Source organism: Pseudomonas sp. JDS08PS003, from assembly GCF_045013505.1.
Lineage (GTDB): Bacteria > Pseudomonadota > Gammaproteobacteria > Pseudomonadales > Pseudomonadaceae > Aquipseudomonas > Aquipseudomonas protegens_B.
The window spans coordinates 5,578,020-5,603,412 of record NZ_CP120724.1; the positions used below are offsets into that span (position 1 = coordinate 5,578,020).

The window sequence follows — 25,393 nt, forward strand, 5'->3', positions numbered from 1 at the left end:
TCCTTGCGGGTTAGGAGAGTTGAGTTAACTGCTGAGCTAACCGTTGCACCCGCCATGCCAGACTTTGAATTTATATTTTTTACTTAATTTTCAATAACTTAATTTTTATTGAAAAATCTGTATCCGCGTTATTTGCATGATCTGTCATTTGGCCTGCATGCAGAATGCCTGTATTTTCCAAGGCGTTCGAATCACACAAAGTTGCGCCATGACCCCCGAGACACTTGAACTGCTGATCACCCGGGAAATGCCCTTCGGCAAGTACAAGGGCCGCATCCTGGCCGACCTGCCCGGCCCCTATCTGAATTGGTTCGCCCGCGAAGGCTTTCCCAAGGGCGAGCTTGGCGGCCTGCTGGCCCTGATGCAGGAGATCGATCACAACGGCCTGTCCGACCTGCTGGACCCGCTGCGCGCCAAACACGGCAAACCCAAGCCCCGTCACTGAAAAAGAGCCCACCATGCCAAGGACTGCAGCAACGCTTGCCCACGACGAAGACCATTGGCGCGCGATCGCCCGGCAATTCGACATCGACCCCGGACCGATCAATCTGGAGAACGGCTATTTCGGGCGCATGACTCGCAAGGTGGCCGAGGAGTATCAACACAATATCCAGTGGGTGAACCGCAGCAACTCGGTGCATGTGCGTCAGCGCTTCGAACAGATCGAGGCCCTGCAGATCCGTGACCAACTGGCAGACCTACTGGAAGCCCCGGAGAATGCCGTGGCCCTCACCCGCTGTGCTTCCGACGCCCTGCAATCCTTGATCCGCAACTACAACCGCCTGCAACCCGGCGACCAGGTGCTGCTCAGCGACCTGGAGTACGACACGGTGAAAAGCGCGATGCGCTGGCTGGCCCGTCACCGGGGTGTGGAAGTGATAGAGATCGAGCACCAGCACCCTGCCAGTTTTGACAGCCTGCTCGACACCTATAAAAGCGCGTTCGAACGTTACCCGCGACTCAAGCTGATGCCGCTGACCTATGTCACCCATCGCAGCGGACTGGTCATGCCAGTCCAGGCGATTGCCGCCGCCGCCCGGGAACACCAGGTCGACATCATTCTCGACGGTGCCCATGCCCTGGGGCAGATCGAATTCGACCTGCCCCGGCTGGGCATCGCCTTTGCCGGCTTCAACCTGCACAAATGGATCGGTGCGCCACTGAGCCTGGGCTTTATCTATATCCACCCGGAACGCCTGGAGGATATCGACCCGGACATGGGCGAGTTCCACTTCCCCGCCGACGACATCCGGGCTCGAACGCCCTACAGCACACCCAACATCCCGGCGCTGATGACCTTGCCCCTGGTGTTCGAGGAACATCGAGCCATGGGCGGTTCCGCGGCCAAGGGCGCACGCCTGAACTACCTGCGCGCGACCTGGACCGAAGCAGTCCGCGAGACGCCAGGGATCGAAATCCTGACCCCGCAAGATCCGCGCCTGTGCTGCGCCATCAGCGCCCTGCGCTTTACCCGCCACACCAACCAGCAAGCCCTGGTGGAGCGCCTGCTGCGCGACTACAACCTGTTCGCCGTGACCCGCACCGGTGCCGGTTTTGGCCCCTGCATCCGCATCACCCCGGGGCTGGTGACACCTATTGAGCATATCCAGCACTTGATCGAAGCCCTGGGCGAATTGGCCAACCCATGACTCTTCCCCCTTGCGCGAAGGGGGGAGTTTTTCTCCAGGCAAAAAAAAACGGTGCACCGACCAAGCGCACCGTAAAGCCGTAGAACACACCAACGAATCGGGTAAAGACTTCAGTCCAGCAGAGACAGGGCCTCGGCCGTGCACTCTTGAATCCGTGCCCAGTCGCCGTTCTTGATCCACTCGGGATCGAGCATCCAGCTACCGCCCACGCACATCACATTCTTCAAGGCCATGTAGCTCTTGATATTGGCCGGGCCGACGCCGCCTGTCGGGCAGAATTTCACCTCGCCGAACGGACCGCCCAGGGCCTTGATCGCCGCCACGCCACCGCTGACTTCAGCCGGGAACAGCTTGAAGCGGCGATAACCCAGGGCATACCCCTCCATGATCCCGGAAGCATTGCTGATCCCCGGCAACAGCGGGATCGGGCTGGCCACACTGGCCTGCAACAGGTCACGGGTGATGCCCGGGGTGACGATGAACTGCGAACCCGCCGCTTCGGCCGCTGCCAGCATCTGCGGATCGAGCACGGTGCCGGCACCGGTCACCAGTTCCGGACGCTGCTCGCGCAGGATCTGGATGGCCTTGAGGCCGAACTGCGAACGCAGAGTCACTTCCAGGGCCGTCAGGCCGCCTGCCGCCAGGGCGTCTGCCAGTGGCAGCACATCCTGCTCACGGGCAATGGTGATCACCGGCAGAATCCGCGCCTTGGCGCAGAGGCTGTCGATCAGGGCAACTTTGTCCGCCATGGAAACGGTCGGGGGTAGGTTTGTCATAGCGGCTGATCCTTGGCTCATGGGCACCAGTAAATCTCTAACGGGGTTTGCAGGAAGGCGCGAATCGGCATTTCGGCAACAGCGTCACCGGCCAGTGCGGCACTCAGGGTGGTCAGCTTGGACTGACCGGAAATCGACAACAGCTGATTGCGGGCCGACGCCAGCAAGGCCCGGCTCATGCTCAGGCGCTGATGGGGCACGGTCGGTGCCAGCATTGGCCAGCAGCGACGGGTGCCATCGACCAGAAGCGCTTCGGCCAGGTTCGGGCTGTTGGGGAACAGCGAGGCGGTATGACCGTCATCGCCCATGCCCAGCACCAGCACATCGATACCCGGCAACTCGGACAACAGACGATCCGCCTGCCGCGCCGCTTCTTCCAGGTTGGCCGCAGCGCTATAGAGGCTGAGGAAGCTGGCCTTGGCCACCGGCCCCTGGAGCAGATAGCGCTTGAGCAGGCCGGCATTGCTGTCGGCATGTTCCACCGGCACCCAACGCTCGTCCGCCAGAGTAATCAGCACCTTGGACCAGTCCAGCTCCTGCTTCACCAGGGCCTGGAAAAACGCCACCGGGCTACGGCCACCGGACACCACCAGGGTCGCGTTGCCGCGGGCGGCAATAGCCTCGCGCAGCAGCTCGGCCACTCTCAGTGCCTGGCCTTCAGCCAACAGGGTCGGGCTGCGGAATTCGTGGGTTGCTACACCCGCCGGCAGTTGCAAATCAGATATCGCCATACCAAGACCTCCCGTCCCGCGTGATCAGTGCAATGGAGCTCATCGGCCCCCAGGACCCGGCCGCATAGGGCTTGGGTGCATCACCGGATTTCTTCCACCCGGCGATCAACTGGTCACACCACTTCCACGCGGCTTCGATTTCATCTTTGCGGACAAACAGGTTCTGATTGCCGCGCATCACTTCCAGCAACAACCGCTCGTAGGCATCGGGAATCCGCGCACTGCGATAGGTATCGGAAAAATTCAGCTGCAACGGACCGCTGCGCAGTTGCATGCCCTTGTCCAGGCCTTGTTCCTTGGTCATCACCCGCAGGGAAATACCTTCGTCCGGTTGCAGGCGGATGATCAGCTTGTTGCTGATCTGCAGGCGCTGCTCGGGGGCGAAGATATAGTGCGACGGCTCTTTGAAGTGGATGACGATCTGCGACAGCTTCTGCGGCATGCGCTTGCCGGTGCGCAGGTAGAACGGCACTCCGGCCCAACGCCAGTTGCGGATATCGGCTCGCAGGGCAACGAAGGTTTCGGTGTCGCTCTGGGTGTTGGAGTTTTCTTCCTCCAGGTAACCCGGAACCGATTGGCCCTCGCTGTGACCGGCAATGTACTGGCCACGCACCACCTGGGTGGTCAGGCCTTCCGGGCTGATGGGCGCCAGGGCCTTGAGCACCTTGACCTTCTCGTCACGGATGCTGTCGGCGGACAGGTCGGCCGGCGGGTCCATGGCGATCAGGCACAGCAACTGCAGCAAGTGGTTCTGGATCATGTCCCGCAGCTGGCCGGCCTTGTCGAAATAGCCCCAACGGCCTTCGATGCCAACCTTCTCGGCCACGGTGATTTCCACGTGGGAGATGTAGTTCTGGTTCCACTGGGTTTCGAACAGGCTGTTGGCGAAACGCAGGGCGATCAGGTTCTGCACCGTCTCCTTGCCCAGATAGTGGTCGATCCGATAGATGCGATTTTCCGGGAAGAACTGGGCCACCGCGTCGTTGACCTTGCGCGACGAATCCAGGTCCGAACCAATGGGCTTTTCCAGGACCACGCGAGTGTGCTGGTTGAGCCCGACCCTGGACAGGTTCTCGCAGATCGCGCCATACACCGCCGCCGGGGTGGCGAAGTAGGCGATCAGGCGCTGTTCGCTGCCAGCGCGCTCGGCCAGGGCCACGTAGTCCTCGGCCTTGAGGAAGTCCACATGCAGGTAGCTCAGGCGAGCGAGAAAAGTCTGCAGGACGGCGCTATCGATGTCCTTGTCGCCGACGTACTTGCGCAGCTCGGTTTCGATATTCGCCAGGTGCTCTTGCTCGGTGCCCGGCTCACGGGCCAGGGCCAGAATCCGCGTGTCGTCATGCAACAGACCGGCGGCATCGAGTTGGTACAAGGCAGGAAACAGCTTACGCAGCGCCAGATCGCCCAGCGCGCCGAACAAGGCAAAAGTGCAGGGTTCAACCGTTATCGAAGGCATGATGTTTGTTCTTTTATCAAGTTAAGCTACAAATACCTTTTTTCAAGGCATCACTCAAGGAAAAATGTAGTAATAAACACAACATTTTTACAAAATACAGATTCCAGGTGGTGGTCGATCCAGGCCATCAGTAGGATAGGCCACCTCTCAACTTCGCATTGCAGGCGCTTGTCGCGGCTCTGCCGCTGCGCCTGACTAGCCGATCTAGGAAACTTTAATGGACCGAGTGCGAAATCTTCTGGAGCAGATCCAGAACCGCCTTGAAGAACTGAACAAGGCGGAACGTAAAGTCGCTGAAGTCATCCTGCTCAACCCGCAGCAGGCGACTCGCTTCAGCATCGCTGCGCTGGCCCAGGCCGCTTCGGTCAGCGAGCCGACGGTCAATCGCTTCTGCCGCTCGTTCGGTGTCAGCGGTTACCCGGAACTCAAGCTGCAACTGGCCCAGAGCCTGGCCAGCGGCGCCGCGTACGTCAGCCGCGCCGTAGAGGCCGACGACAACCCGGAAGCCTACACACAAAAGATCTTCGGCAGTGCCATTGCCTCCCTGGACAGCGCATGCCAGGCCCTGGACCCGAACCTGATCAGCAAGGCCGTTGACCTGTTGATTCAGGCTCGGCAGATCCACTTCTTCGGCCTCGGTGCCTCGGCCCCGGTGGCCATGGATGCACTGCACAAATTTTTCCGCTTCAACCTGGCAGTGACGGCCCATGCCGACGTATTGATGCAGCGCATGATCGCCTCGGTGGCCCACACCGGCGAATTGTTCGTGATCATTTCCTACACCGGCCGTACCCGGGAGTTGGTGGAAGTGGCGCGCATTGCCCGAGAAAACGGCGCTTCGGTGCTGGGGCTGACCGCGGAAAACTCGCCGCTGGCCAAGGCCAGTACCTTGAGCCTGAACATTCCGCTACCGGAAGACACCGACATCTACATGCCGATGACGTCGCGGATCATCCAGCTCACCGTGCTTGATGTGCTGGCCACCGGCATGACCCTGCGCCGCGGCGTGGACTTCCAGCCGCACCTGCGCAAGATCAAGGAAAGCCTCAACGCCAGCCGCTATCCGGTGGGCGACGAGTTCAATTGAGGTAGTTCCGTTCGCCGGCAAGTCGGCTCCTACACCGCAGCGCGCGCCTGCAGACTCAGGTGCGCCTGCTCCCCCGGCGCCAGGCATAGGCTGTCGGTGCCCCCGGCAGCCGCTTCGACACAGACGAACCGCGACACCTCGTTCCAGCTCACCCCCAGCAAGGGCCGAGTGCCGGGATGCCAGACCACGGTGTCAGCATCGTCACCGGTATCAATGCATAACTCACGCTGCCAGGCGTGATCCTTGAGCTGCAACTCCCCTTCGTGCTGGAACACCCGCTGGCACCCGCCCTCGACCCGCAACTCGCCCTGCTGCTGACAGACCTGGCGGTTCAACTGGTCGTACCCCTGGGCACCATCAAGCCCAGACAGCGCTACCTCGCCGACATCACCAATACGCCAGTAGGCGTGCAAAGCCTGACTCAACTGACAAGGTTCACTGTCCTGATGCTCGGTGCTCAGACGCAGATCCATGCTTTGCCCCAAGTGCGCGTGCAGGTCGACCTTCCAGTCGCACAACTGCAATTGCCAGTGCAGGCGCACACCGTCGTCAGCGCTGCTGCTGTCCAGCAACTTCCAGTCCAACAGCCGCGCCCAACCGTGGGACGGCCAGGCATTTTCGCTGGGATGGCGCCCGTACCAGGGCCAGCAGACCGGCACCCCACCGCGAATTGCCCCCACTTGCGGCCACTTCGCAGCGCACCACAGCCAGGGCTTCTGCCCGGCCGGCTGAAAGTGCAGCAGCTGTGCGCCCTGGCGACTGAACACCGCCTGGCACAGCGGATGATCGATCACCAGCACATCGCGCAGCTGATAGCGCTCCCAGGCGAACACCGGGCGTTCGCGCAAGGATTTGAAAAAGCGTTGTAGCGGATGCTCATGCATGGGCCGCGGTCCTGAAAATCACTGCTGTCTCGATATTCATCAGGGGGACTGCGCCATCCCCACAAAAAAAAGCGGACGGCCCAGGCCATCCGCAAAATGCGCACATAGAGAAGGAGCTTATCGCAACAGCCCTAGAACACCGACTGAATTTTCAGACCGGCCACCAACGCGTTATCCACTTCATCCACACCGCCCGGGTGAGTGATGTACTGCAGGTTGGGGCGCACGGTCAGCCAGTTGGTGACGTGGAAACCGTAGTTGATCTCGTAGTTGTATTCCGTGTCGCGCAGCGGCATGTACAGCGCATTGTCATAGTTGCTGATGCCGTTGTCCTCGTTGATCAACTGGGCGTTCTTGCGCACATCGTCATTGACGTGGATACGCGCAAAACCGATGCCCACGTCATCCTTCGGACGCGCATCGAACGGCCCCTTGTACACGAACATCAACGACTGGTAGTTGTCGACGACGTTGGTGTCCTTGTCATGGAAAGTGGCGTTGGCGGCGATGTTCAGACCACGGGAAGCATCACCATTGTGCGTGGTGAGTTGCTGCTGCCCGACGAACCAGTAGCCGTGCTTGCTGTTGTGCACGCGATAGGCATCACCCGTGTCCGCGGCATCCTGACCGTTGACGTCCTTGCGCACATCATTGGCATCGGCCGTGCTCTTGTAGTAACCGACGCGGTACTCGCCCGGCAGGCTGTTGAGCTTGGGCGACCAGACCAGTTCCACCGGCAATACGGTGCCCTTGGTACCACTGCCGCTGAGCTTGAAGCCGTTGCCGTGCTCCAACTGCGACGGGTTCTGGTTGTAGGCGCCGATCTGCGCGTACAGCTCGGGAGTGATGTGGTACTTGATGCGCAGGGCCGCCTGGCTGACCGGCCAGTTGTACCAGATGCCGGTGGCCCAGTTGCCCACCTGGGAGCCACAGAAGGCCAGGTTCTGGAAATCGCAGGGAAAGGTGTTGAAGTCTTCGCCTTCGCCGAAGTAACCGGCCTTGACGTCCAGCTTGCCGTCGAGGAACTGGTGCTGAATCCACAGTTGGGTCAGACGGACCATATGGCCACGACCGTAAACCTCCTGGGAAGAGCTCAGGGTGCCGGCACGCGGGTCGCCGATGCGGTCGTTGGAAATGTTCTGACCGTTACGGTTGGTCAGTTGGATCTTGGCCTGGGTGTTGTCCCAACCCAGCAGTTTCTGCAGATCGAACGCCACGCCGAGGCCGAACTGGTCGCTGTAGCGCCCGGTCTTGTCGTCGTTGTAGCCGCCATGCAGGTTGGCGCCCATTTCACCGACGTAGTCGGCCTTGATGTCGATCCCCTGTTCGATCAGCTTGGTGCGCTCACCGCCCCAGTCGCCGGTCATCCACTTGGAGTCGGCGCTGAACGCCTCGTCAGCCATGGCATGGGCCGACAGGACCAATGCCGCAGCCGCTGACAACTGGCAAAGCAGCCGGGTATTGCTGTGTTGCTTTTTCATCCCTACATCCTCGTCTTTATTGTTATTAACGATTTATCCAACGCGGTTTACAGCGGGTGCGACGGATGACAGGCCATCCGCCACGGATTCAACGTCCCTTGAACTGCGCCACATTGCCGCTTCGGGGCTCGGACACAGGCGCGCCGGCCGTTCCCAGGCGCTCGCCACTCTGGGCATCGAACAGCAGCACTCGGGCCGGATCGAACTGCAGTGTCAGGGTTTCCCCGGCCTCGGGCGCCTGATCCGGAGCCAGGCGGCAGCAGACCTTGGTGCCATTGAGCGTGACGAACACCAGGGTGTCGGGACCGGTGGGCTCGATCACCTGGACCTCGGCGCGCAGGGTCGGCAAACCGTTGGCTTCGGCGGGAGCCAGGGAAATCTGCTCCGGACGAATGCCGAGGATCACTTCACGGTCTTCAAGCCCCGCGTCCTGCATACCCAGAGGCAGCTCGCAACGGGCCTGGCCACTGTCCAGCAGGGCCAGCAGGCGGCCTTCCTTGCGTTGCAGGCGCAGGGGGATGAAGTTCATCGGCGGCGAACCGATAAAGCTCGCCACGAACAGGTTGGCCGGGTCGTTGTAGATCTGCTTCGGGGTCCCGAACTGCTGGATGATCCCGTCCTTCATCACCGCCACCTTGTCACCCAGGGTCATGGCTTCGATCTGATCGTGGGTGACGTAGACCGTGGTGGTCTTCAGGCGCTGGTGCATCAGTTTCATTTCGGTGCGCATCTCGACCCGCAGCTTGGCGTCGAGGTTGGACAGCGGTTCGTCGAACAGGTAGATCTTCGGCCGCCGCGCCAGCGCCCGGCCCATAGCCACCCGCTGCTGCTGGCCACCGGAGAGCTGGCCCGGCTTGCGGGTCAGCAGGTGCTCGATCTGCAGCAGCTTGGCCACCCGCGCCACCTCCGCGTCGATCTCGGCGCTGGGCATCTTGCGGATCTTCAGGCCGAAGGCAATGTTGTCGCGCACGCTCATGGTCGGGTACAGCGCGTAGGACTGGAACACCATGGCGATGTCACGGTCCTTGGGGCTCATGCCGCTGATGTCGGCATCATCCACCAGGATCGCCCCGCCGCTGATGTTCTCCAGCCCGGCGATGCAGTTCATCAGGGTGGATTTACCGCAGCCGGACGGGCCGACGAGGATCAGGAACTCACCGTCGTCGATCTTCAGCTCGATGTTCTTCAGGGTGTCCGGCAGGCCGGCACCGTAGGTCTTGTTGACGTTGCGTAATTCGAGAGTTGCCATGCTTTACCCCTTGACCGCGCCGGACGTCAGCCCGCGCAGGAAATACTTGCCGGCGAAGATGTAGACCAGCAGTGTCGGCAGCCCGGCGATCATCGCCGCCGCCATATCAACGTTGTATTCCTTGGCCCCAGTGCTGGTGTTCACCAGGTTGTTCAGGGCCACGGTGATCGGTTGCGCGTCGCCGCTGGCAAACACCACGCCGAACAGGAAGTCGTTCCAGATCTGGGTGAACTGCCAGATCAGGCAGACCATGATGATCGGCACCGACATCGGCAGCAGGATCTTGCCGAAGATGGTGAAGAACCCGGCGCCGTCCAGGCGCGCCGCCTTGACCAGGGCATCGGGGATGCTCACGTAGTAGTTGCGGAAAAACAGCGTGGTGAAGGCCAGGCCGTAGACCACGTGCACCAGCACCAGACCGGTGGTGGTGTTGGCCAGGCCGAACTTGCCAAGGGTGAACGAGGCCGGCAGCAGCACGGTCTGGAACGGCAGGAAGCAGCCGAACAGCAGCAGGCCGAAGAACAGCTGGGAGCCGCGAAAGCGCCACATCGACAGCACGTAGCCGTTCATTGCACCGATGAACGTGGAGATCAGTACCGCCGGCACGGTGATCTTCACCGAGTTCCAGAAGTAGCCGCCCACGGTGTCCCAGGCCTTGATCCAGCCGATGCCGTCCACCACCTGAGGCCAGCTCAGCAGGTTGCCGGTGCGGATGTCTTCCGGGGTCTTGAAGCTGGTGAGCAGCATCACCACCAACGGAATCAGGTACACCGCCGCCGCCAGCAACAGCGTGGCGTAGATGGCGATCCGACTGAAATTCAGGGTTGGCTTGGCGAGGGAGTTATTCATGGCGCTTGCCTCGCAGTTCGGAGTACAGGTACGGCACCAGAATGGTCAGCACGGCCCCCAGCATCAGCATGGCACTGGCGGAACCGATGCCCATCTGGCCACGGCTGAAGGTAAAGGAATACATGAACATCGCCGGCAAATCGGAGGAGTAGCCCGGGCCACCCGCGGTCATCGCCGCCACCAGATCGAAGCTCTTGATGGCGATGTGGGCGAGGATCATGAAGGCACTGAAGAACACCGGGCGCAGGCTCGGCAGGACGATCCTCAGGTAGATGGTCGGCAGGCTCGCACCGTCCACCTGGGCAGCGCGGATGATCGACTGGTCGACACCCCGCAGGCCGGCCAGGAACATCGCCATGACAAAGCCCGAGGCCTGCCACACGGCGGCAATCACCAGGCAATAGACCACCCGGTCCTGATCCACCAGCCAGTCCAGGCGAAAGCCTTCCCAGCCCCAGTCACGGAGCATCTTGTCCAGGCCCAGGCCAGGGTTGAGCAGCCACTTCCAGGCGGTGCCGGTAACAATCATCGACAGTGCCATGGGGTACAGGTACACGGTGCGAATGAAGCCTTCCTTGCGGATGCGCTGGTCCAGCAACACCGCCAGGAACACCCCCAGCACCAGGCTGATGGCGATGAACATGCCGCCAAAGAGCGCGAGGTTCTTGCTCGCCACCCACCAGCGGTCGTTGTCCATCAAGCGCAGGTACTGCTGCAGGCCGACCCACTTGTAGCTCGGCATGAAGCTGGAATTGGTAAAGGACAGAATGAACGTCCAGATGATGTAGCCATAGAACCCCACCAGCACGATCACCATGCTTGGCGCCAGCACCAGCTTGGGCAGCCAGCGCTGCAGTGCGTCCAGGGGTGAGGCCTTGCTGAAAACCGCCACAGAGCTCATCGCAATAACCCGGTTGAAGAAATGGAACCTCTGCCTGCAGGAACCGGCTCGCCAGCGAACGGCACGACACGATGTACCGGGCACGGCGCTTCGCCGGCGAGCCGGCTCCTACACAGGGAGAGGTGGACAACGGGCCGCAGGCGAACCTGCGGCGCCGGACCTTACTGCGCGGCCTTGACCGCCGAGGCCAGTTGCGCACTGGCCTTGGCCGGGTCCGCATCCTTGTCGTTCATGAAGTTGGTCACCACGTCGAAGATCGCGCCCTGCACCGCCAGGGAAGTGGCCATGTTGTGCGCCATGCTCGGCTGCAGGCCGCCGGTCTTCTCGTCGGCCAGGAAATCCTTGGCCGCGGCTTGCGCACAGGAGTCGAAGCCCTCGGTACTCATGGCATTGAGCATGTCGGTACGTACCGGGATCGAGCCCTTGTTGATGCTGAAGACCTTCTGGAAGTCCTTGCCCAGGGCGACCTTGGCCAGGTCTTGCTGAGCGGCGATATCACCTTTGCGATCGGCCTTGAGCTTGAACACCGCCAGGGAGTCGATGTTGTAGGTGAAAGCCTTGTCGGTGCCCGGGAACGGCACGCACTGGTAGTCCTTGCCGGCGACTTTCTTCGCCGCCGTCCATTCACTCTTGGCCCAGTCGCCCATCATCTGCATGCCGGCCTTGCCGCCGATCACGTCAGCGGCAGCGATGTTCCAGTCACGCCCGGCGCGGTTGGGGTCCATGTAGCCGGTGATCTTCTTCAGCTCGGTGAAGGCCTTGGTCATTTGCGCGCCGGAGAGGGTTTTCTGGTCCAGGTCCACCAGGGCTTTCTTGTAGCCCTCAGGGCCCATCACCGACAGCACCACATCTTCGAATACGGTGCTGTCCTGCCACGGCTGACCTCCGTGGGCCAGGGCAATGAAGCCCGCAGCCTTGAGCTTGTCGCCAGCGGCATAGAACTCTTCGAGGGTGGTCGGAGCCTTGTCGATCCCGGCCTTCTTGAACACTTCAGGGTTGATCCACAGCCAGTTGACCCGGTGGATGTTCACCGGCACCGCGACGTAGTCACCTTCGTACTTGACGGTATTGGCCACCTTGGACGACAGCAGGCCGTCCCAGTTTTCCGCCTTGGCCACGTCCTTGAGGGTGTCGGTGCTGAGCAAGCCGGTGCTGCCCCACTCCTGGATGTCCGGGCCCTTGATCTGTGCCACACCCGGTGGGTTGCCGGCCACGGCGCGGCTTTTCAGCACGGTCATCGCGGTCGAACCGCCACCACCGGCGACGGCGCCGTCCTTCCAGGTGAAACCGTCTTTTTCCACTTGGGCCTTGAGCACATCGACGGCGGCTTTTTCACCACCCGAAGTCCACCAGTGGACGACTTCCACGGAACCTTTGGAATCGGCGGCGAGGGCACTCAGGGGAAACAGAGAGGCAAGGGAAATGACAGTGGCGAGGCGAGAAATCGCATTCATTTGAAGTACCTTTCTTGTTGTTATGCATGCAAGTCTGGTGCTTGCGCTGCACACGAGTCTAAACAGCCTAGTCGAACGTTCGGGTAACGAAGCGACGGGGAAATGTCACGACATGGTTACACAAGGCCCGGAACAGACGCTTGGGCCAAAGCCGAGGCCATGCTCGGCGCCAGGGGCAGACGCGGAATCAGCACGGCTTGCCAGGCGTGATAGAGGTCCGGCTTGCCGCCCCAGATTTCGGCGGCCGGGCGGTTGTCGCTGCCCAGTTCGTGATGCCAGCTACCCTGTTGGCGATCGATGAAATGCACTTCGCAGAACTCCCAGAAAAGCCGGTACCAGGTCTCGTACTGCTCTTGGCCGGTGCGCCTGAGCAAGGCGCTGGCGGCGGCGCTGGCCTCGGCGTGAGTCCAGTGCAGACGCTGGCGAACCACCGGCCGGTTGTCCCAGTCCAGGGTGTAGACAATGCCCGGGGCACCGTCCACGTCCCAGCCGTAGCGACAGTTACTCTCGAACAAGCGCTGCGCATCCAGCGCCAGCCAACCCGGAGTCAACATGCCGGCCTGGACCCGCGATGCCTCCAGGTGCAACAGCAGGCGCGCCCACTCGAAACCGTGGCCCGGCGTGGTGCCGAAGGGACGGAAACCGTCGGCGGGGCAGGCCTGGTTGTAGTCCCGCACAGGCTGCCAGGACGGATCGAAATGCTCGATCACCATGAAGTCATTGGCTGCGGCGTGCTGATGGATCAGCCGTTCGACGATGCGCAGCGCGCGGTTGAGCCAGCGCGGGTCCTGGGTGACATCGGCCAGGGCCAGGAAGGCCTCGGTGGCGTGCATGTTGCTGTTGGCGCCGCGATAGGCTTCCTGCTCGCTCCAGTCGCGGTTGAAGGACTCGCCCATGGCGCCCTCCTCCTCGCTCCAGAAATGCCCGTCAATGACCCGGATCGCCTCCGCGAGCAGGGCTTCGGCACCGGGCCGCCGCGCCACCACTGCGGAGCTGGCGGCCAGGGCGACAAAGGCATGCAGATAGGCGGCCTTGGTGCTGTTGCCATCCGCGTGACCGGCCACGGCGAACCAGCCACCGTGCTCGGCATCACGCAACGGGCCCATGAGGGCGGCGATGCCGTGGTCCACCAGCCCAGCGTAACCCGGCAAGCCCTGGATATGGGCCATGGCAAAACTGTGGGTCATGCGCGCGGTGTTCATGGTTTCGGCCAGGGCGCCGACGGGCAGGCAGCCCTGGGCATCGAGGTTGCCGAAGCCTTCGGCGAGCCGTGAAACCTTGGCGAAATCCAGCAGGCGCAGGCCTTCGGCGGCGAGCCAGGAATGGTGAGCGGGCGCGTTCAGCCAACTGCGTAGCGGCAGGGGAAGAGAGTCCATGGGTGACCTGTTGTTGTTTTTATCGAAGGCTTGAGTCTAATCAAGCCGCCGGCAACCGCAGGTAACGAAGGGCCCGCACAATGTCACCAAACGGTGACATTACTCTCAGTCCCGTAGGAGCCGGCTTGCCGGCGAAGAGGCCCTTGATTCCTGTGCTGCCCTTAAGGACGCCTTCGCTGGCAAGCCAGCTTCCTGCACAAGCCAGCGCTTACACCGGCCGGTAGGTCAGTCGAAGGTCCGGGGCAGGTACAGGGTTACCCGCAGGCCGCCTTCGCGCAGGTTCTGCAGGCTGACTTCGCCGCCATGGCTGTGGGCAATGTTGCGCGCAATACCCAGGCCCAGGCCGTAGCCCTGCTGCTGGCCGGCAAGACGGAAGTGCGGTTCGAAGACTTGCTCCAGACGTTGCTCCGGTACGCCGGGGCCTTCGTCGTCGACATGCAGGACAAAGCCGCTGTCGTCGTCTTCGATGTGCAGGTGAGCGTTCTGTCCGTACTTCAGGGCATTGTCGATCAGGTTGCCCATGCAGCGCTTGAGCGCCAGGGGCTTGCCCGGGTAGCTAGCCAGGGCCCGGCCCTGCTGGGTCACGCGGCCATTGCCGTTGGGTGCCAGATAAGGCTCTACCAGGCAGTCGAGTACCTGATTGAGGTCCACCGGTTCGATGTTCTCGTGGATGTCGGTGTCCTTGACGCATTGCAGCGCGCCTTTGACCAGCAGCTCCAGTTCGTCCAGGTCGCGACCGAACTTGGTTTGCAGTTGCTCGTCCTCCAGCAGTTCCACCCGCAGGCGCAGGCGGGTAATGGGGGTGCGCAGGTCATGGGAGATGGCGCTGAACAGCTGGCTGCGCTCGGTCAGGTAGCGACTGATGCGTTCGCGCATGCTGTTGAAGGCCCGGCCCACCTCCACCACTTCACTGCCGCCGCCCTCCGCTACCGGCTCGACATCCGCCCCCAGGGACATGTCCCGAGCCGCCCGGGCCAGGCGCTTGAGGGGCCGACTCTGCCAGTGCACCAGCAGGCCGATGAACAGCAGCAGAAAACCGCTGGTAAGAAGGATGAACCACACTTGCTGCGCCGGCAGGCCCTGTTCTTCGAGGCTGGTGTAGGGCTCGGGCAGGAGCGAGGCGATGTACAGCCATTCTCCCGGGGCCATCTGGATCTGGGTCACCAGCACCGGTGGGTTCACCGGCTCAAGGGTCAGGGCGTAATGGGCCCAGGAGCGGGGCAGTTCGTCGAGTTTGAGGCCGCCATTGAAGATCCGCAGATCATCGGGGCTGACAAAGGTCACGGAAATGTCCGCGTCGTTGCCCAGGGACTGGCGCAACACTTGCTCCACCGCCTGCAATACCGCCTCTTTACGCGGGGTGGCGGGCAGCACCTGCATGCCCAGGGGCTTGTCATTGAGGGTCACGACAAAACGAGTACCGCCCATGCTGCGCAATTGGTCGAGCACCAAGGGGCGATAAGCCACCGGCAGCGAACGCAGGTAGCTGACGCTGGCGGTCATCGAGTGCGCAAGGCTGCGGGCGCTGGTCACCAGGCCCTCGAGCTGGGTGGCGCGCAATTGTGAAACCCAGATCACGCTGGACAGGGCCTGGGCAAACAACACCGCCAGCAAGGTCAGCAGGAGCATGCGCCCCAGTAGAGAGCGGGGCATCGGCACCCGTCGCAATACCCCGCGCAACGCCTCAGTGACCATTGCCGGCAACCACATTGGCTGCCAATTGATAGCCACTGCCACGCACGGTACGGATCAGCCGCGGCGGCTTTTCCGTGTCCCGCAGACGCTGGCGCAGGCGGCTGACGGCCATGTCGACGATGCGGTCCAGGGGCATCAGGTCGCGCCCGCGGGTGGCGTTGCCGATGGTGTCGCGATCGAGGATTTCCTGGGGGTGGTCGAGGAACAGCTTGAGCAGGGCGAAGTCGGCGCCGGAGAGGATCACCTCCTCGCCGTCGTTATGAAACAACCGATGACTGATCACATCCAGGCGCCACTCGTCGAAGCACAACACTTCGCCGGCAACCCGCTCCTGAGCGAACTGGGCGCGGCGCAGCAGGGCCTTGATCCGTGCCTGCAGTTCGCGGGGGCTGAAGGGTTTGCCCAGATAGTCGTCGGCCCCCAGCTCCAGGCCGATGACCCGGTCGGCCTCGTCGGAACTGGCGGTGAGCATGATGATCGGCACCTGACTGCGCCGTGGATGCTGACGAATCCAGCGGCACAGGCTGAAGCCGTCTTCGTCGGGCAGCATCACGTCGAGGATCACCAGGTCGCTGGGCGCCTCGCTCAGGGCCTGGCGAAAGCTGGCGCCATCGGCGGTGGTGCGCACCTGGAAACCGCAGCGGCTGAGGTAGGTGTCCAGCAGCTCGCGAATTTCCTGATCGTCGTCAACCAACAAAATCGACTTACTGACTGAACTCACCGGGGCCGTCCTTATTGTTAGGCAGGGAGCGCGATTATGCCTGATGGTGGGAGGCCTGTTACGGCCTCTTCGCCGGCAAGCCGGCTCCTACACCCTGCTGCCAGGCGTCAACCCTGGGCCTGTTCCAACGCCACGCCGGCGCCGGTCAGCCCGGAATAGGGCGCGGTCACCAGCCACACCGGGATGCCCTTGAAGTAATCGCTCATGCAGCCCTTGTCGGCAAAACTCTTGGCAAAGCCGCTGTGGATGAAGAAGTCGGCGAAACGGGGAATCACCCCGCCGACGATATACACCCCGCCCCGAGCGCCCGTGGTCAGTACATTGTTGCCCGCCACCCGCCCCAGCCAGCAGCTGAACTGCTCCAGCACTTCCCGGGCAATCGGGTCGCCGGCCAGCCCGGCAGCGGTGATGGCTTCCGGGGTATCGAGGCGCGGCTCATGGCCGTCCACCGCGCAGATCGCCCGGTACACCCGAGGCAATCCACTGCCGCTCAGAGCGGTCTCGGCGCTGACATGGCCAATCTCATCGTGAATGTGCTGCCACAGTTGGGTTTCTCGCGGGCTGCTCAAGGGCAGGTCGACATGGCCGCCCTCCCCCGGCAAGGCCATGTAGCGGCCGTCACCGAAATTCAGCAGGGTGCCCACCCCGAGGCCAGTGCCCGGCCCTATCACCACCGCCGGACGCAAGGGTTCGGCGACTCCTTCGCAGACCACACGAAACTCATCGGGCTGCAAGCGGGTCATGCCCAGGGCCATGGCCGAGAAGTCGTTGACCAGCAGCAACTGCTCCACCTGCAAGGTCTGGCAGAACGCCTGGCGGCTCAGGCGCCAGTGATTGTTGGTAAAGCGGAACTCGTCGCCGCTGACCGGACCGGCCACCGACAGGCATACCGAACCGATGGAACCCAGGGCCAGGCCCTGGTCTTGCAGGTACGCCTTGATGGCGTCTTCCGGGCAGCGATAGTCCGCCGTTGCGTGGACCTGGATCGCGTCCAGTTGCTGGTCCTTCCACAACGCGAACCGCGCGTTGGTGCCACCGATGTCACCGACCAGGGCCAGTTTCAATTAAGCGTCTCCAGAGCAGAGGTAAAGGCGCTGGCGCCCTGCTCTGCCGAGCTGAAGGCCATGCGCATGAAAGCGAAGAGTTCGCGGCCGGTACCGACGTTGTTGCCCAACAGGCCCTTGGCCGGCTCGCGAGCTGCGAATTCTGCGGCGTCCACCTTAAGCTCAAGGGTGCCCTTGACGCCATCCACACGAATGATATCGCCATCCAGCACCCGAGCCAGGGCCCCACCCACCTGGGCTTCCGGGCTGACATGGATCGCCGCCGGGATCTTGCCCGAGGCGCCGGACATACGCCCGTCGGTGACCAGCGCGACCTTGAAGCCTCGGTCCTGCAGCACACCGAGGAAGGGCGTCATCTTGTGCAGCTCGGGCATGCCGTTGGAGCGCGGGCCCTGGAAGCGCATCACCGCGACGAAATCTTTCTCCAGCAGTCCGGCCTTGAAGGCATCGGCCAGGTCCTGCTGGTCCTGGAACACCACGGCCGGGGCTTCGACGACCTGATGCTCGGGAGCCACCGCGGAGACTTTCATCACCCCGCGGCCGAGGTTGCCTTCCATGACCCGCAAGCCGCCTTCCGGGGAGAAGGCCCGAGCCACCGGCCGCAGGATGTTTTCGTCGAGGCTTTCGATCGGGCCGTCGCGCCATACCAGTTTGCCGTTATCGAGGAACGGCTCCTGGGTGTAGCGGCTCAGGCCGGGGCCGGCCACGGTATTGACGTCCTCGTGGAGCAGGCCGGCTTCCAGCAGCTCGCGGATCAGGAACGACATGCCGCCCGCTGCCTGGAAGTGGTTGATGTCGGCCTTGCCGTTGGGATAGACGTGGGACAGGGTCGGCACCACCTCGGACAGGTCGGCCATGTCCTGCCAGGTCAACTGGATACCTGCCGCCTGGGCGATGGCTGGCATGTGCAGAGTGTGGTTGGTGGAACCGCCCGTTGCGTGCAGGGCAACGATGGAGTTGACCAGGCAACGCTCGTCGACGATTTCGCCGATGGGCATGAAGCTGCCGCTCTGCTTGGTCAGGCGCGTGACCTGCTGCGCAGCTTCGTAAGTCAGCGCATCACGCAGCGGCGTGTTGGGGTTGATGAACGAAGCGCCCGGCAAGTGCAGGCCCATGACTTCCATCAGCAACTGGTTGGTGTTGGCGGTGCCGTAGAAAGTGCAGGTGCCCGGACTGTGGTAGGACTTCATTTCCGACTCCAGCAGCTCCTCGCGGCTGGCCTTGCCTTCGGCATAACGCTGGCGCACATCGGCCTTCTGCTTGTTGGAAATCCCCGACACCATCGGCCCGCCCGGAACGAAGACCATCGGCAGATGACCGAAGCGCAGGGCCCCCATCATCAGGCCCGGGACGATCTTGTCGCAGATCCCCAGCATCAGCGCGGCGTCGAACATGTTGTGGGACAGCGCCACTGCGGTAGACAGCGCAATCACCTCACGGCTCGGCAGGCTCAGTTCCATGCCCGCCTCGCCCTGGGTCACGCCATCGCACATGGCCGGGGTGCCGCCAGCGAACTGGCCCACCGAACCGATCTCCCGCAGGGCTTTCTTGATCTGCTCGGGGAAATGTTCGTAAGGCTGGTGGGCCGACAACATGTCGTTATATGACGAAACAATTGCCACATTGGCCGCGTTCATCATCCGCAGGCTGTGTTTGTCGTCGGCGCCACAACCGGCCACGCCATGGGCGAAGTTCGCACACTGCAGCTTGCCCCGCTGCGGGCCGTCGCTGGCGGCGCCCCGGATCAAAGCGAGATAGGCCTGGCGAGTGGCGCGACTGCGGGCAATAAGCCGTTCGGTGACCTCAAGAACGCGGGGATGCATGTGTAGAACTCCAGGCTAACGGATGTGGCGACCTGTTTGTCTATGCTGATCAGAAGCGTCGCCAACCAGGGACGGCGGAGGACTTTCCTGACCATTTGGACCAGTTGATTCAGGTCACTCGTTGTAGATAAGACAAAATATTGCCACTAAAAAGGCTTGTTTTCTATTTCTATGCGAATAATCTTGTAATTCCAACAACAAATTTAACGACAGGCGTTTGCACATGACTCTTCGAATCGCAATCAATGGTTTTGGCCGTATTGGCCGTAACGTCCTGCGCGCACTCTATACCCAAGGCTATCGTCAGGATCTGCAGATCGTCGCCATCAACGATCTGGGAGACAGCGCGATCAATGCCCACCTGCTGAAATACGACACCGTCCACGGCACTTTCGACGCCGAAGTCCAGCACGACCAGGAAAGCCTGACCGTCAACGGCGACCGCATCGCCGTCAGCGCCATCCGCAACCCGGCCGAACTGCCCTGGGCCGCGGAAAAGATCGACGTGGTCTTCGAATGCACCGGCCTGTTCACCGACCGTGCCAAGGCTGCCGCCCATCTTACTGCCGGCGCGCGCAAAGTGATCATCTCGGCCCCGGCCAAAGGCGCCGACGCCACCGTGGTCTATGGGGTCAACCACGACATTCTGCGCCAGTCGCACCAGGTCATTTCCAACGCTTCGTGCACCACCAACTGCCTGGCCCCGGTGGCCCAGGTGCTGCATCGCGAGCTGGGGATCGACAACGGCCTGATGACCACCATCCACGCCTACACCAACGACCAGAACCTCACCGACGTCTATCACAGCGACCCCTATCGCGCCCGCTCGGCCACCCAGAACATGATCCCGAGCAAGACCGGCGCCGCTGAAGCCGTCGGCCTGGTACTGCCGGAACTGGCGGGCAAGCTGACCGGCATGGCGGTACGGGTACCGGTGATCAACGTATCCCTGGTGGACCTGACCGTGACCCTCAAGCGCGACACCACGGCCGAAGAGGTCAACGCCCTGCTCAAGAGTGCCAGCCAGCATTCGAAGATCCTCGGCTACAACACCCTGCCGCTGGTCTCCAGCGACTTCAATCACAACCCGCTGTCGTCGATCTTCGACGCCAACCACACCAAGGTCAGCGGCGGTCGCTTGCTCAAGGTACTGGCCTGGTACGACAACGAGTGGGGCTTCTCCAACCGTATGCTGGATAACTGCCTGGCCCTGTGCAACGCGGAATAAAACGGATATTCGTCGATGATCGGTATCAGTTTCACGCAAAAGACCATGGCGGCGCGCAAGCGCATCGCCCTGGTCGCTCACGACCACTGCAAGGTCTTTCTGCTGGACTGGGCCGAGCGACAGAAGTCACGACTGGTCGAACATGAACTGCTGGCCACCGGCACCACCGGGCTGCTGCTGAGCAAACGCCTGGGACTGCCGGTGGAAAGCATGATCAGCGGCCCTCTGGGCGGCGATCAGCAGTTGGGCGCGCAGATCGCCGAACAGCGGGTCGACCTGCTGGTGTTCTTCTGGGACCCCTTCGAACCCCAGCCTCACGATCCGGATATCAAAGCCCTGCTGCGCGTGGCGGCGGTATGGAACATTCCCGTGGCCTGCAACGAGTGCAGCGCCGACTACCTGCTCAGCAGCCCACTGATGAGCCAGGCCCACGAACACCGGATTCCCGACTACCAGGCGTACCTGGCCGCTCGGGGATAAAATCACACAAGGCTTGACCATTGACGTAGATGACAATCATTATCATCTGCTGCAAAAAATGGATCAGGCCTTGCTGTGAGTCAATCGCACTTCAACCACGTCTTCCTCACTCAACGAATTTCTCTGCTGCGAACGCTGGAGCGGATGGTCAACAACCACAGCACCGCCGAAGACCTGCTGCAGGAAACCTATCTGCGAGTGACCCGCGCGCTCAGCGAGCGACCGATCACCCACCTTGAGCCTTTCGTGTTCCAGACCGCACGCAACCTGGCGCTCGACCACCTGCGGGCGCGACGCATCCAGGGCCGCACCCTTATGGAAGATGTGCCGGCGGAGGTGGTGGAGAACGTCGCCGCGCCCGTCAGCAGCGCCGAAGACGCCGCCCACGCCGAACAATTGCTGGAGCGCCTGAACCTCAGCCTCGGCCAGCTCAGCCCGCGCCAGCAGCAGATCTTCATCCTCAGCCGCCTGCACGGCCACAGCTATCAGGAGATCGCCGATGAGCTCGGGGTTTCGCTGAGCACGGTGCAAAAGGAATTGAAACTGATCATGGCCATCTGCATCGGCGTCGCCGAACGTCTCGACGGCCAGTGAGTTTCAACCGCTGAGCAGAATGACTGCGTCAGCCCCAGGCCTTTGTTAACCTTGGCCGGCTTTCGCTCTCTCTTGAAAAAACAGCTGCGCACAGACGCCGCCGAGGAACACCCGTGACGGATTTTCACAGCGCCGAGCCGCCCAACCCTGCCGGCTCGCACTCAAGCACCCTTGCCATGGATCAGGCGCTGGATTGGCTGATCGAGCTGGAACATCCGAACGAGGAACAAGTGCGCCAGTTTCACCAGTGGCTGGCGGCTTCACCGCTCAATGCCCAGGCCTTCGAGAAGGCCCAGGCCATCTGGAACGGCCCCCAAGTGGCACTCTGTGCCCAGGCCCTGGCCACCCCCGCGCCGAAGGTTTCACGCCTGGCCCGCCTGCGCCCTCATTGGAAGCCACTGGCCACTGCCGCGGTGCTGGTGCTGGGGCTGTTCAGCTTCAGCAACCTGCCCCTGCGCCTGCAGGCCGACCACCTGACCCTGGTCGGTGAACGCCAGCGCCTGCAACTGGAAGACGGCTCGAAGGTCCTGCTCAACACCAACTCGGCGTTTTCCAGCCAGATCGACGATCACCAGCGTGTGGCCCGGCTGTACCAGGGCGAAGCCTTCTTTGAGATCCCGGCCACGCTCGGCCTGCCCCTGGAACTGGACGCTGGTCCGGTCCGGGCCAGCGTGCGCGACACCGCCTTTGCCGTGCGCTATCTGGACGGCGTCGCCCAGGTCCAGGTGCAGCGCGGCGATATCGACCTGCGGGCGACCCATGCCGACCAGCGCATTCGCCTGAAGGCCGGAGAAAGCGTACGCGTTGGCCCTCAGGGTTTTGAGCACCCGGCCAAGCTCGATGCCGGCAAGGACCTGGCCTGGGTCGAGGGTCGCCTGGTGTTCGAGAACTGCCCCCTCAACCAGGTGCTGGCGGAACTGCGACGTTATTACCCGGGCTGGATCGTCAATAACAACGAGCAGCTGGCGAATGTTGCCGTCACCGGCAACTACCGCCTGGACCAGCCCCTGGATGTGTTGCGCTCCCTGGCCCATATCACCTCGGCGCAGCTCTCGGAATTCCCGGCGCTGGTGATTCTCAACTGAGAATAATTATTTTTACGCGATAGCCATGGGTCATACGTCTCGTTATAGCCAATGCAACTGATTCGCATTTTGAATGCGTATCTGCACCTATAAGATTCGTGCGACCCGGAGCGCTCTCGATGTCCCCTCGCCTCAACAGCCGATCCTCTGTTCCCTGTACCCGCCTGCAGAACTGCACCCTGTCGCTGCTCACCGCGGCGATCCTGCTGGCCGGCGCTCACGCCACTCCTGTCATGGCGGCCGATGCCCCGGCGCCTTCCAGCCAGCGCATGGGCAACTACAACTTCGCCATTGCCCAACAACCGCTGGTCTCGGCGCTCAATGCCTTTACCGCAGTCACCGGCTGGCAAGTGGGCCTGCCCGCCGAGCTGGCTGCCGGCGTTGCCTCCCCCGGCGTACGCGGCTCGCTGCCGCCGGAAAAGGCCCTGGATCGGCTGCTCGGCGGCACCAACCTGAGCTACCGCAAGCTGGGCAACAACAGCATCGTTCTGGAGAAACGCAGCGGCGCCAACGTGGTGAACCTGCAGCAAGTGACCATCAGCGCCACCCGCCAGGAGCAGGACATCAGCTCGGTACCCAGCACCGTGAGCGTGCAGACCCGGGAAGAACTCGACCGCCAGAACGTCAACACGATCAAGGAGCTGGTGCGTTACGAGCCTGGTGTTTCGGTGGGCGGTGCAGGCCAGCGCGCCGGTATCAGCGGCTACAACATCCGAGGTATCGACAGCGACCGGATTCTCACCCAGGTGGACGGCGTGGAAGTGCCGGATCACTTCTTCAGCGGCCCTTATGCCAAGACCAACCGCAACTACGTCGACCCGGAAATCGTCAAGCGCGTGGAAATCCTCCGTGGCCCGGCCTCGGTGCTCTACGGCAGCAGCGCCATCGGTGGCGCGGTCAGCTACTACACCCTGGACGCCGACGACATCATCAAGCCCGGCCAGGATTTTGGTGCGCGCCTGAAGACCGGCTACAGCTCGGCGGACGAAAGCTGGCTGAAATCCGCCACTGTCGCCGGCCGGGCCAGCGATTTCGACGGCCTGTTGCACCTGAGCCAGCGCGACGGCCACGAAACCGAGTCCTATGGCAGCAACAACGGCACCGGTCTGAACCGCACTGCCGCCAACCCGGAAGACGCCCGCACCACCAACGTCCTGGCCAAGCTCGGCTGGAACTATGCGGACGACGCACGCCTGGGCCTGACCTACGAGAAGTACAAGGACGACCGCGACACCAACCAGAAAAGTGCGGTGGGCGGCCTGTTCCTCAATGGTGTTGGCCAGAACTGGTATCGCTCGCGCGTCGGCAACGACACCATCAGCCGCGAACGCTTCGGCCTGGAAAACAGCTTTGCCCTGGAGTCGCCCATCGCCGATCGGATCAAGTGGAGCCTGAACTACCAGATCGCCAAGACCGACCAGACCACCTCCGAACGCTATAACCCGGTGTCGATTTTCAGCCCGGTGGCCCGTGACGTGCAGCGCGAGCGGAAAACCCTGTACCAGGAAAAACAATGGGTGTTCGACGCTCAGTTGGACAAGGCCTTCGCCCTGGGTGAAACCGATCACCAGTTGACCTACGGCACCACTCTCAAGCAGCAGAAAGTCACAGGCTCGCGCTATGGCACCGCCAGCTGCCTGGCCGTCGGTGCCGGCTGCACCGCGGTTGGCGCGCCGAGCCCTTCCGCCGGCGACAGCGTAAAGAAGTCCAGCGACTTCCCGGACCCGACCATCAACACCTACAGCCTGTTCGCCCAGGACCAGATCAGCTGGAACGCCTGGACCTTCACCCCTGGCCTGCGCTACGACTACACCCAGCTCAAGCCGAAACTGACGCAGGAGTTCCTCAATGTCGCCAACCCCACCGGCAACTTTCCGGTCAGCGACGACAAGAAGACCTGGCATCGGGTTTCGCCCAAGTTCGGCCTGACCTACAGCTTCGACGAGCACTACACCGCCTACGGCCAGTACTCCGAGGGCTTCCGCACGCCGTCGGCCAAGGCGCTCTACGGCCGCTTTGAAAACATCACCACCGGGTACATCGTCGAGCCCAACTCCAACCTCAAGCCAGAAACCAGCAAAGGTTACGAAACCGGCCTGCGAGGCAATTTCGACGCCGGCTCCTTCGATGTCTCGGTGTTCTACAACCAGTACCGCGACTTCATCAACGAAGACGCCATCACCGCCGGCGCGCTGCAATCGGTGATCCAGAGCAACAACATCAAACACGCCACCATCAAGGGCGCCGAAGCCAGGGGCCGTCTCAACCTCGATGCCTTCGGTGCACCACAGGGCCTGTACAGCATCGGCTCGCTGGCCTACGCCTACGGTCGCAACAATGACAACGGCGAGCCGATCAACAGCGTCAACCCGCTCAAGGGCGTGTTTGGCCTCGGCTACGACCAGGACAACTATGGCGCGCTGCTGAGCTGGACCCTGGTCAAACGCAAGGACCGGGTCGACAACAGCACCTTCAAGGCCCCGGATGGCCGCACCAGCAGCGGCCAGTTCAAGACACCGGGCTACGGCATCCTCGACCTCAGCGGTTTCTACAAGGTCACCGACGACCTGACCGTGAACGCCGGCCTGTACAACCTGACCGACAAGAAATACTGGAACTGGGATGACGTGCGCGGCTACGACAGTGTCGGTGAAGCCGGGCAGACCGCACCCGCCAACCTCGACCGCCTGACCCAGCCCGGCCGCAACTTCTCGGTCAACCTGGTGTGGGATATCTGACGCCATACCGCCTCACTGCTCTTTTTCATCCAGGGCAGTGAGGATTTTTTACTGTGTCGCGTCTTCTTGTTC

The 25,393-nt window shown here is 62.3% G+C and carries 22 protein-coding genes; 8 read left to right on the top strand and 14 right to left on the bottom strand.

Annotated features, from left to right (window positions below; genetic code table 11):
* Positions 1-208: 208 nt before the first annotated feature.
* Both P7C00_RS24715 and P7C00_RS24720 read left to right on the top strand, forming a co-directional pair.
* A complete protein-coding gene (locus P7C00_RS24715; protein ID WP_025126856.1) occupies positions 209-445 on the top strand; it encodes a DUF3820 family protein in 237 nt (78 codons plus the stop codon).
* Positions 446-458: 13 nt separating this feature from the next.
* Entirely contained in the window at positions 459-1,649 is a 1,191-nt protein-coding gene (locus P7C00_RS24720; RefSeq protein ID WP_404937526.1) for an aminotransferase class V-fold PLP-dependent enzyme, read from the top strand.
* 110 nt (positions 1,650-1,759) lie between these two features.
* On the opposite strand, the gene P7C00_RS24725 is transcribed toward P7C00_RS24720, so the two are convergent.
* The 3 genes from P7C00_RS24725 to zwf are packed head-to-tail and all read right to left on the bottom strand — an operon-like array spanning position 1,760 to position 4,612.
* On the bottom strand, positions 1,760-2,425 hold the full coding sequence (locus P7C00_RS24725; RefSeq protein ID WP_042940567.1) for a bifunctional 4-hydroxy-2-oxoglutarate aldolase/2-dehydro-3-deoxy-phosphogluconate aldolase: 666 nt from the start codon (positions 2,423-2,425) through the stop codon (positions 1,760-1,762).
* 17 nt (positions 2,426-2,442) lie between these two features.
* Positions 2,443-3,156 carry a 6-phosphogluconolactonase gene (gene pgl / locus P7C00_RS24730; RefSeq protein ID WP_346632400.1) on the bottom strand — a complete coding sequence of 238 codons (714 nt, stop codon included), beginning with the start codon at positions 3,154-3,156 and terminating at the stop codon, positions 2,443-2,445.
* Positions 3,143-4,612 (bottom strand): glucose-6-phosphate dehydrogenase, encoded by a 1,470-nt coding sequence (gene zwf / locus P7C00_RS24735; protein ID WP_346632401.1) that lies wholly within the window; start codon positions 4,610-4,612, stop codon positions 3,143-3,145. The genes pgl and zwf overlap by 14 nt, the downstream gene beginning before the upstream one ends.
* Positions 4,613-4,838: 226 nt before the next feature.
* Here zwf and P7C00_RS24740 point away from each other — a divergent pair, with 226 nt between their 5' ends.
* Complete coding sequence (locus tag P7C00_RS24740) at positions 4,839-5,699, top strand: MurR/RpiR family transcriptional regulator (protein ID WP_170001736.1); 861 nt, start codon at positions 4,839-4,841, stop codon at positions 5,697-5,699.
* A gap of 29 nt (positions 5,700-5,728) precedes the next feature.
* On the opposite strand, the gene P7C00_RS24745 is transcribed toward P7C00_RS24740, so the two are convergent.
* The 11 genes from P7C00_RS24745 to edd all read right to left on the bottom strand — a co-directional run bounded on the left by P7C00_RS24745 (position 5,729) and on the right by edd (position 19,196).
* Positions 5,729-6,583, bottom strand: a complete 855-nt coding sequence (locus tag P7C00_RS24745) for a D-hexose-6-phosphate mutarotase (protein ID WP_346632402.1) — start codon at positions 6,581-6,583, stop codon at positions 5,729-5,731.
* A 131-nt stretch (positions 6,584-6,714) separates the two neighbouring features.
* Entirely contained in the window at positions 6,715-8,064 is a 1,350-nt protein-coding gene (locus P7C00_RS24750; protein WP_346632403.1) for a carbohydrate porin, read from the bottom strand.
* Between the two features lie 88 nt (positions 8,065-8,152).
* A complete protein-coding gene (locus tag P7C00_RS24755; protein ID WP_346632404.1) occupies positions 8,153-9,313 on the bottom strand; it encodes a sn-glycerol-3-phosphate ABC transporter ATP-binding protein UgpC in 1,161 nt (386 codons plus the stop codon).
* A 3-nt stretch (positions 9,314-9,316) separates the two neighbouring features.
* Positions 9,317-10,162: a carbohydrate ABC transporter permease gene (locus P7C00_RS24760; RefSeq protein WP_346632405.1), complete on the bottom strand. Its 846-nt coding sequence runs from the start codon at positions 10,160-10,162 to the stop codon at positions 9,317-9,319.
* The gene (locus tag P7C00_RS24765) at positions 10,155-11,063 is read right to left on the bottom strand and encodes a sugar ABC transporter permease (protein ID WP_346632406.1); all 909 of its coding nucleotides are present in this window, start codon (positions 11,061-11,063) and stop codon (positions 10,155-10,157) included. The genes P7C00_RS24760 and P7C00_RS24765 overlap by 8 nt, the downstream gene beginning before the upstream one ends.
* A gap of 161 nt (positions 11,064-11,224) precedes the next feature.
* Entirely contained in the window at positions 11,225-12,517 is a 1,293-nt protein-coding gene (locus P7C00_RS24770; protein ID WP_346632407.1) for an ABC transporter substrate-binding protein, read from the bottom strand.
* Between the two features lie 116 nt (positions 12,518-12,633).
* Positions 12,634-13,893, bottom strand: a complete 1,260-nt coding sequence (locus tag P7C00_RS24775; RefSeq protein WP_346632408.1) for an AGE family epimerase/isomerase — start codon at positions 13,891-13,893, stop codon at positions 12,634-12,636.
* Between the two features lie 225 nt (positions 13,894-14,118).
* Positions 14,119-15,588, bottom strand: a complete 1,470-nt coding sequence (locus tag P7C00_RS24780; protein WP_346632409.1) for an ATP-binding protein — start codon at positions 15,586-15,588, stop codon at positions 14,119-14,121.
* Positions 15,578-16,309 carry a response regulator gene (locus tag P7C00_RS24785; RefSeq protein WP_404937527.1) on the bottom strand — a complete coding sequence of 244 codons (732 nt, stop codon included), beginning with the start codon at positions 16,307-16,309 and terminating at the stop codon, positions 15,578-15,580. The genes P7C00_RS24780 and P7C00_RS24785 overlap by 11 nt, the downstream gene beginning before the upstream one ends.
* A 107-nt stretch (positions 16,310-16,416) precedes the next feature.
* Positions 16,417-17,373 carry a glucokinase gene (locus P7C00_RS24790; RefSeq protein ID WP_346632411.1) on the bottom strand — a complete coding sequence of 319 codons (957 nt, stop codon included), beginning with the start codon at positions 17,371-17,373 and terminating at the stop codon, positions 16,417-16,419.
* Entirely contained in the window at positions 17,370-19,196 is a 1,827-nt protein-coding gene (gene edd / locus P7C00_RS24795; protein WP_346632412.1) for a phosphogluconate dehydratase, read from the bottom strand. The genes P7C00_RS24790 and edd overlap by 4 nt, the downstream gene beginning before the upstream one ends.
* A gap of 223 nt (positions 19,197-19,419) precedes the next feature.
* Here edd and gap point away from each other — a divergent pair, with 223 nt between their 5' ends.
* The 5 genes from gap to P7C00_RS24820 all read left to right on the top strand — a co-directional run bounded on the left by gap (position 19,420) and on the right by P7C00_RS24820 (position 25,321).
* Positions 19,420-20,424, top strand: coding sequence for a type I glyceraldehyde-3-phosphate dehydrogenase (gene gap, locus P7C00_RS24800; protein ID WP_102880664.1), 1,005 nt, complete (start codon positions 19,420-19,422; stop codon positions 20,422-20,424).
* 15 nt (positions 20,425-20,439) lie between these two features.
* Entirely contained in the window at positions 20,440-20,904 is a 465-nt protein-coding gene (locus P7C00_RS24805; protein ID WP_346632413.1) for a methylglyoxal synthase, read from the top strand.
* Between the two features lie 75 nt (positions 20,905-20,979).
* Entirely contained in the window at positions 20,980-21,498 is a 519-nt protein-coding gene (locus P7C00_RS24810) for a sigma-70 family RNA polymerase sigma factor (protein WP_346632414.1), read from the top strand.
* Positions 21,499-21,611: 113 nt separating this feature from the next.
* Positions 21,612-22,583, top strand: coding sequence for a FecR family protein (locus P7C00_RS24815; protein WP_404937528.1), 972 nt, complete (start codon positions 21,612-21,614; stop codon positions 22,581-22,583).
* A gap of 119 nt (positions 22,584-22,702) precedes the next feature.
* Positions 22,703-25,321, top strand: a complete 2,619-nt coding sequence (locus P7C00_RS24820; protein WP_404937529.1) for a TonB-dependent receptor — start codon at positions 22,703-22,705, stop codon at positions 25,319-25,321.
* Positions 25,322-25,393: the final 72 nt, after the last annotated feature.

Bases quoted from the DNA above. Each gene is read 5' to 3' on its own strand.
- P7C00_RS24715 (WP_025126856.1), top strand. From the start codon at position 209: ATGACCCCCGAGACACTTGAACTGCTGATCACCCGGGAAATGCCCTTC.
- P7C00_RS24720 (WP_404937526.1), top strand. From the start codon at position 459: ATGCCAAGGACTGCAGCAACGCTTGCCCACGACGAAGACCATTGGCGC.
- P7C00_RS24725 (WP_042940567.1), bottom strand. From the start codon at position 2,425: ATGACAAACCTACCCCCGACCGTTTCCATGGCGGACAAAGTTGCCCTG.
- pgl (WP_346632400.1), bottom strand. From the start codon at position 3,156: ATGGCGATATCTGATTTGCAACTGCCGGCGGGTGTAGCAACCCACGAA.
- zwf (WP_346632401.1), bottom strand. From the start codon at position 4,612: ATGCCTTCGATAACGGTTGAACCCTGCACTTTTGCCTTGTTCGGCGCG.
- P7C00_RS24745 (WP_346632402.1), bottom strand. From the start codon at position 6,583: ATGCATGAGCATCCGCTACAACGCTTTTTCAAATCCTTGCGCGAACGC.
- P7C00_RS24750 (WP_346632403.1), bottom strand. From the start codon at position 8,064: ATGAAAAAGCAACACAGCAATACCCGGCTGCTTTGCCAGTTGTCAGCG.
- P7C00_RS24755 (WP_346632404.1), bottom strand. From the start codon at position 9,313: ATGGCAACTCTCGAATTACGCAACGTCAACAAGACCTACGGTGCCGGC.
- P7C00_RS24760 (WP_346632405.1), bottom strand. From the start codon at position 10,162: ATGAATAACTCCCTCGCCAAGCCAACCCTGAATTTCAGTCGGATCGCC.
- P7C00_RS24765 (WP_346632406.1), bottom strand. From the start codon at position 11,063: ATGAGCTCTGTGGCGGTTTTCAGCAAGGCCTCACCCCTGGACGCACTG.
- P7C00_RS24770 (WP_346632407.1), bottom strand. From the start codon at position 12,517: ATGAATGCGATTTCTCGCCTCGCCACTGTCATTTCCCTTGCCTCTCTG.
- P7C00_RS24775 (WP_346632408.1), bottom strand. From the start codon at position 13,893: ATGGACTCTCTTCCCCTGCCGCTACGCAGTTGGCTGAACGCGCCCGCT.
- P7C00_RS24780 (WP_346632409.1), bottom strand. From the start codon at position 15,588: ATGGTCACTGAGGCGTTGCGCGGGGTATTGCGACGGGTGCCGATGCCC.
- edd (WP_346632412.1), bottom strand. From the start codon at position 19,196: ATGCATCCCCGCGTTCTTGAGGTCACCGAACGGCTTATTGCCCGCAGT.
- gap (WP_102880664.1), top strand. From the start codon at position 19,420: ATGACTCTTCGAATCGCAATCAATGGTTTTGGCCGTATTGGCCGTAAC.
- P7C00_RS24805 (WP_346632413.1), top strand. From the start codon at position 20,440: ATGATCGGTATCAGTTTCACGCAAAAGACCATGGCGGCGCGCAAGCGC.
- P7C00_RS24820 (WP_404937529.1), top strand. From the start codon at position 22,703: ATGTCCCCTCGCCTCAACAGCCGATCCTCTGTTCCCTGTACCCGCCTG.